The organism is Burkholderia sp. Ac-20392, assembly GCF_017104585.1.
GTDB lineage: Bacteria > Pseudomonadota > Gammaproteobacteria > Burkholderiales > Burkholderiaceae > Burkholderia > Burkholderia lata.
The window spans coordinates 1-5187 of record NZ_JAAGPB010000537.1; the positions used below are offsets into that span (position 1 = coordinate 1).

At 66.5% G+C, this 5187-nt stretch carries 6 protein-coding genes; 1 reads left to right on the forward strand and 5 read right to left on the reverse strand.

What is annotated here, in order from left to right; translation table 11 throughout:
• Positions 1-242 precede the first annotated feature (242 nt).
• The 5 genes from urtA to hemN form a co-directional block, all read right to left on the reverse strand.
• Complete coding sequence (gene urtA / locus G3N99_RS33935) at positions 243-1550, reverse strand: urea ABC transporter substrate-binding protein (RefSeq protein WP_206124554.1); 1308 nt, start codon at positions 1548-1550, stop codon at positions 243-245.
• Between the two features lie 456 nt (positions 1551-2006).
• Complete coding sequence (locus G3N99_RS33940) at positions 2007-2330, reverse strand: rhodanese-like domain-containing protein (protein WP_011351193.1); 324 nt, start codon at positions 2328-2330, stop codon at positions 2007-2009.
• A gap of 14 nt (positions 2331-2344) precedes the next feature.
• Entirely contained in the window at positions 2345-3001 is a 657-nt protein-coding gene (locus G3N99_RS33945) for a protein-L-isoaspartate O-methyltransferase (RefSeq protein WP_011351194.1), read from the reverse strand.
• A gap of 104 nt (positions 3002-3105) precedes the next feature.
• On the reverse strand, positions 3106-3363 hold the full coding sequence (locus G3N99_RS33950; protein ID WP_174944350.1) for a hypothetical protein: 258 nt from the start codon (positions 3361-3363) through the stop codon (positions 3106-3108).
• Between the two features lie 79 nt (positions 3364-3442).
• A complete protein-coding gene (hemN, locus tag G3N99_RS33955; RefSeq protein WP_206124555.1) occupies positions 3443-4834 on the reverse strand; it encodes an oxygen-independent coproporphyrinogen III oxidase in 1392 nt (463 codons plus the stop codon).
• A 160-nt stretch (positions 4835-4994) separates the two neighbouring features.
• Between hemN and G3N99_RS33960 the strand changes: the two genes are divergently transcribed.
• Positions 4995-5187 (forward strand): YkgJ family cysteine cluster protein (locus tag G3N99_RS33960; RefSeq protein WP_206124556.1); only part of this gene is annotated, 193 nt, incomplete at its 3' end.

A 5187-nucleotide genomic window follows, 5' to 3' on the forward strand; every position in this document is an offset into this window, starting at 1 on the left:
TTCAGCGCGAACGCGGCGCGTGGCAGCCCGCCCGCGAGGGCGGCGCACGCGACGATCGCGACGGCGGCTCGGCGAAAGCGTGGTGGCATCGGGAAATCCTGTCAGGCGTGGAGAAGCGGATGCGCGCGGCGATGCGCGCTCGCGTGCGGTTCATCACGGCAAGCGCGGCCGGCGCATCGATATCGGCATCGGCGTGCGAGCGGCACGTCACGCGTGAAGCGCGACGCACCGCTCATCCAGCATCAGGCCAGTGCCGCGCGCTGCCGGCGCAGGAAGGCCGGGATCGACGTGACGATGTCCGGCTTGCCCTGGTTGCCCGCGATAAACGGGCTCCACGGTTGCGCGCGCACCGCGGTCTTGGTCTTCCACACGACGTTGAACTGCCCGTCGCCGCGGATCTCGCCGATCATCACCGGCTTGTGCAGGTGATGGTTGCCGTCCATCGCGAGCGTGAAGCCGGACGGCGCAGCGACGGTCTGGCCGATCATCGCGACGCGCACCTTGTCGACGTCGGTGCTCTTCGCTTTCTCGACGGCCTGTTTCCACATGTGGATGCCGACGTAGGTCGCTTCCATCGGGTCGTTGGTCACGCGCTTCGCGCCGCCCGGCAGGTTGTTCGCTTTCACCCACGCGGCGAACTGGTCCTTGAACTTCGTGTTGGTCGGGTTCTTCACCGACATGAAGTAATTCCACGCGGCCAGGTGGCCGACGAGCGGCTTCGTGTCGATCCCGCGCAACTCTTCCTCGCCGACCGAGAACGCAACGACCGGTACGTCGGTCGCCCTGATCCCCTGGTTGCCGAGCTCCTTGTAGAGCGGCACGTTCGAGTCACCGTTGATCGTCGAGATCACGGTCGTCTTGCCGCCTTGCGAGAAGTTCTTGATGTTCGCGACGATGGTCTGATAGTCGCTGTGGCCGAATGGCGTGTAGACCTCCTGAATATCGGCGTCCTTCACGCCCTTCGATTTAAGGAACGCGCGCAGGATCTTGTTGGTGGTGCGCGGGTACACGTAGTCGGTGCCGAGCAGGAAGAAGCGCTTCGCGCCGCCGCCTTCCGCGCTCATCAGGTACTCGACGGCCGGGATCGCCTGCTGGTTCGGCGCCGCGCCCGTGTAGAACACGTTGCGCGACATTTCCTCGCCTTCGTACTGCACCGGGTAGTAGAGCAGCCCGTTCAGTTCCTCGAACACCGGCAGCACCGATTTGCGCGACACCGACGTCCAGCAGCCGAACACGCAGGCGACCTTGTCCTGCGTGAGCAGCTGGCGCGCCTTCTCCGCGAACAGCGGCCAGTTCGACGCGGGATCGACCACCACGGGTTCGAGCTTGCGGCCCATCACGCCGCCGCTCTTGTTGATGTCGGCGATCGTCATCAGCGCGGTGTCCTTCAGCGACGTCTCCGAGATCGCCATCGTGCCCGACAGCGAGTGCAGGATGCCGACCTTGATCGGGCCGGTGCCCGCGTCGGCCGCGTGTGCGAACGGGCTCTTGCCCGCGAGTGCGAGTGCGCCGGCCATCGAACCGAACTTCAACAGACTGCGACGTTTCATCGGGTTCCCCTTGACGTGTTGGATATGCGTGCGCCTTGAAGGCGTCGGCCAACGGGTAACGCAAGGCATGTGCCAGTCGTGCGGATGCACGTCCGGCGTGCCTGCGCGGGGCGGTGCGGGGCGTCGGGACGGTGCGCATGACGCGTCGTGCAGCATGCGCGGTCCGTCGCGGTGCAGGGTCACGGGCGCAAATGGTGCACGGTCGGGGTTCCCCGTTCCGGTGCTTGCGCTTGAACGCGGTGCGGGAACTGCCGCGCACCGTGACTTCGCGCCACGCGGGCAGGGCAGGTCACGGACGCAGCGCGGTGCCGCTGTCGGTCATCGAGACGACGCTGAAGTGATCAACCGGAGCGGAAAAGAGAAACGGGCACGCGATGCGTGCCCGTTCGGGGGATCAGTGCGGCCGGCGGCAGTGTGCCGATCGGCGAGGCGGCGCGTGATGCGCCGCGGACAGGATCAGTAACGCGGTACGGACGGATCGACGTCGCGCGACCAGGCGTCGATCCCGCCTTGCAGGTTGTACAGCTTCGTGAAGCCGCGCGATTCGAGGAACATCGCGACCTGCGCGCTGCGCATTCCGTGATGGCACACGCAGACGATTTCCGCTTCGTCGTCGAGCTCTTCGCTGCGCGCGGGAATCTGCTGCATCGGGATCGACACGCTGCCGGCGATGTGCGCGGTCGCGATTTCCCACGGTTCGCGCACGTCGAGCACGACCGGGGCGGGGCGCGCCTTGTCGCCGAGCCATTCCGCGAGCATCGCGGCCGTCAGGATCTGCATGGTGGCTCCGCCGCTCAGAACTTGAAGCGCGACGGCTCGATCGCGTTGACGAGGTGGTCGATGTACGTTTCGAACACGTCGGCGACGCGGTACTGCTTGTCGTCGATGCGCGTGATGATCTGTGCCTTCATCACCGGACGGCCGCCGACGAATGCCGCGAGGCGGCCGCCGACCTTCAGTTGTTCGAGCATTTCCTGCGGCACGACGGGCAGGCCGCCCGCGACGCAGATCACGTCATACGGCGCCTTGCCGGCCCAGCCGCGCGAACCGTCGCCGAGCACGACTTCCGCGTTGGTCACGCCGTCGTTGCGCAGGTTGTCTTCGGCGAACTTCGCGTTGGTCGGATCGATTTCGACGGCCGTCACGTGTTGTGCGCGGTGCGCGAACAGCGCAGCCAGGTAGCCCGAGCCGGCGCCGATGATGAGCACGTTCTCGTGCTTCTTGACCGTCAGCTCCTGCAGCACGCGCGCTTCGACGCGCGGGAACAGCATCTTGCTGTTGCCGCCGGGCAGCGGGAGTTCGAGGTCGGCGAACGCGAGATCGCGGTATTCGGCCGGAACGTAGTTTTCACGCTTGACGATCGACAGCAGGCCCAGGACGTCGAGATCCAGCACGTCCCACGGCCGGATCTGTTGTTCGATCATGTTGAAACGCGCGTTTTCGATATTCATGGTGTGGTCACGCAGCCTGGTCGGCCATCAGCGGGGATAGAGAAACTTCGTGATTGTACCAAACGGGGCGGCCGCGAAGCCTTCAGGCGGCCTGCAACAGACCTTTACCCCTTGCTCTTCTTGATCTGCGCCTCGAACGCGAGGTCGAGCTTGCTCGCCTTGCGCGGCTTTTTGGGGCCGAATTCGTCGACGAACTTGACGAACTCGTCGAGCGGCAGCGGCTCGCAGCGCTTCTCGGTGGCGCCGCCGGAGCGGTCGACGAGATAAAACAGGCCGCCCGCCATCGCGACGGCCGCGAATTGCGGGTTGCCGGAGCGGGTCTTCAGGCGTTCGACCGCGTGGGTCGCTTTGGTGGTGCGCATCGTGCGGAATCTGGCGGGGCGTAAGCCCCACACTGTATCAAACCGGCCGCCCGCGTGCGGCCGGCCAGGGCCACCGGGCTCAGACCGTGCGCGAGTAGCGTTGCTGCTGCGTCTGGCCGAGATACGCGTCGAATGCCATTGCGATGTTGCGCACGACCATCCGGCCCGCCGGGTGGATCGTCAGGCGGTCGGCCGCGATCGTCAGCAGCCCGTCGCGCTCGAACGGGCGCAGCGCGTCGAGTTCGCGCGCGAAATGATCGGCGAAGCGGATGCCGTGCGTGGCCTCGACATGCGAGAACGGCAGGTCGAGGTTGCACATCAGTTGCGTGATCACGTCGCGGCGCAGCCGGTCGTCGGGCGTGAGCCGCACGCCGCGCGCGATCGGCAGCCGGCCCGCATCGAGCGCGGCGCCGTAGGCGGGCAGGTCCTTCGCGTTCTGCGCGTAGACGTCGCCGACCTTGCCGATCGACGACACGCCGAACCCGACGAGATCGGTATCCGCACGCGTGCTGTAGCCCTGGAAATTGCGCTGCAGCGTGCCGTTGCGCTGCGCGTGCACGAGCTCGTCGGACGGCCGCGCGAAGTGGTCCATCCCGATGTACACGTAGCCGGCCGACGTCAGCATGTCGATCGCGAGGCCGAGCAGCGCGATGCGCGTTTCCGGCGGCGGCAGCGTCGCATCGTCGATCTGTCGTTGCATCTTGAACAGGTGCGGCATGTGCGCGTAGCCGAACACCGACAGCCGGTCGGGTGCGAGTTCGATGATCGTTTCCAGCGTGCGCGCGAACACGGAGACGGTCTGGTGCGGCAGCCCGTAGATCAGGTCGACGCTCACCGAATGAAAGCCCGTCGTGCGCGCGGCGGAAAGCAGGTCGGCCGTCATCGCGAGCGGCTGGATCCGATTGATCGCCTGCTGCACGACCGGATCGAAATCCTGCACGCCGAGGCTCAGCCGGTTGAAGCCGATGGTGCGCAGGTGCACGAGCGTCGCGGGCGTGACCGTGCGCGGGTCGATCTCGATCGAGAATTCGGCGTCGGCATCCGGCGCGAGCGCGAAGTGCTCGCGGGTGGCCGCCATCAGCTCGGCCGTTTCGTCGTCGGACAGGAAGGTGGGCGTGCCGCCGCCCCAGTGCAGCTGCGTGACCGGGCGCGCGGGGTCGAACAGTGCCGCCTGCAGCGCCATCTCGCGCTTGAGCTGGTCGAGATACGGACGGGCGCGGCGGTGGTTGTTGGTCGCGATCTTGTTGCAGCCGCAGTAGAAGCACGCGGTGTTGCAGAACGGAATGTGGAAGTACAGCGACAGGTCGCTCGACGACGCACCGGGGTCGCTTGCCGCACGCACATAGTCGGCCGGGTCGAAATCGTCGCGGAACTGCAGCGCGGTGGGATACGACGTATAGCGCGGCCCGTTCGCGCCGTACTTCGCGAGCAAATCGGGACGGAACAGTGTGTCGGCAGAACCGGAACGCATGACAACCTCGCGCTTTTTAGATGCTTTCGAGTATATAAACGCGCGATTGGGCTGCATTGTGTAATAACGTCGCAGCCGGGGATGGCACAATGCGGGGTAGGGCTGCCGGCACCGCGTCCGGTTGCCGCACCGTTTTTTGTTGTTCGTTCGAGAGAGCCGAGTGTCCGTCGAATTGTCTGTCCGCCCGGCGTCAGCCGTCCCGCCGCCGCATGCGTGCCGCGAGGGCTGCGGCGCGTGCTGCATCGCGCCGTCGATTTCCAGCCCGATTCCGGGCATGCCCGACGGCAAGCCGGCCGGCGTGCGCTGCGTGCAGCTCGGCGACGACCAGCGCTGCCGGATCTTCGGCCGCGCCG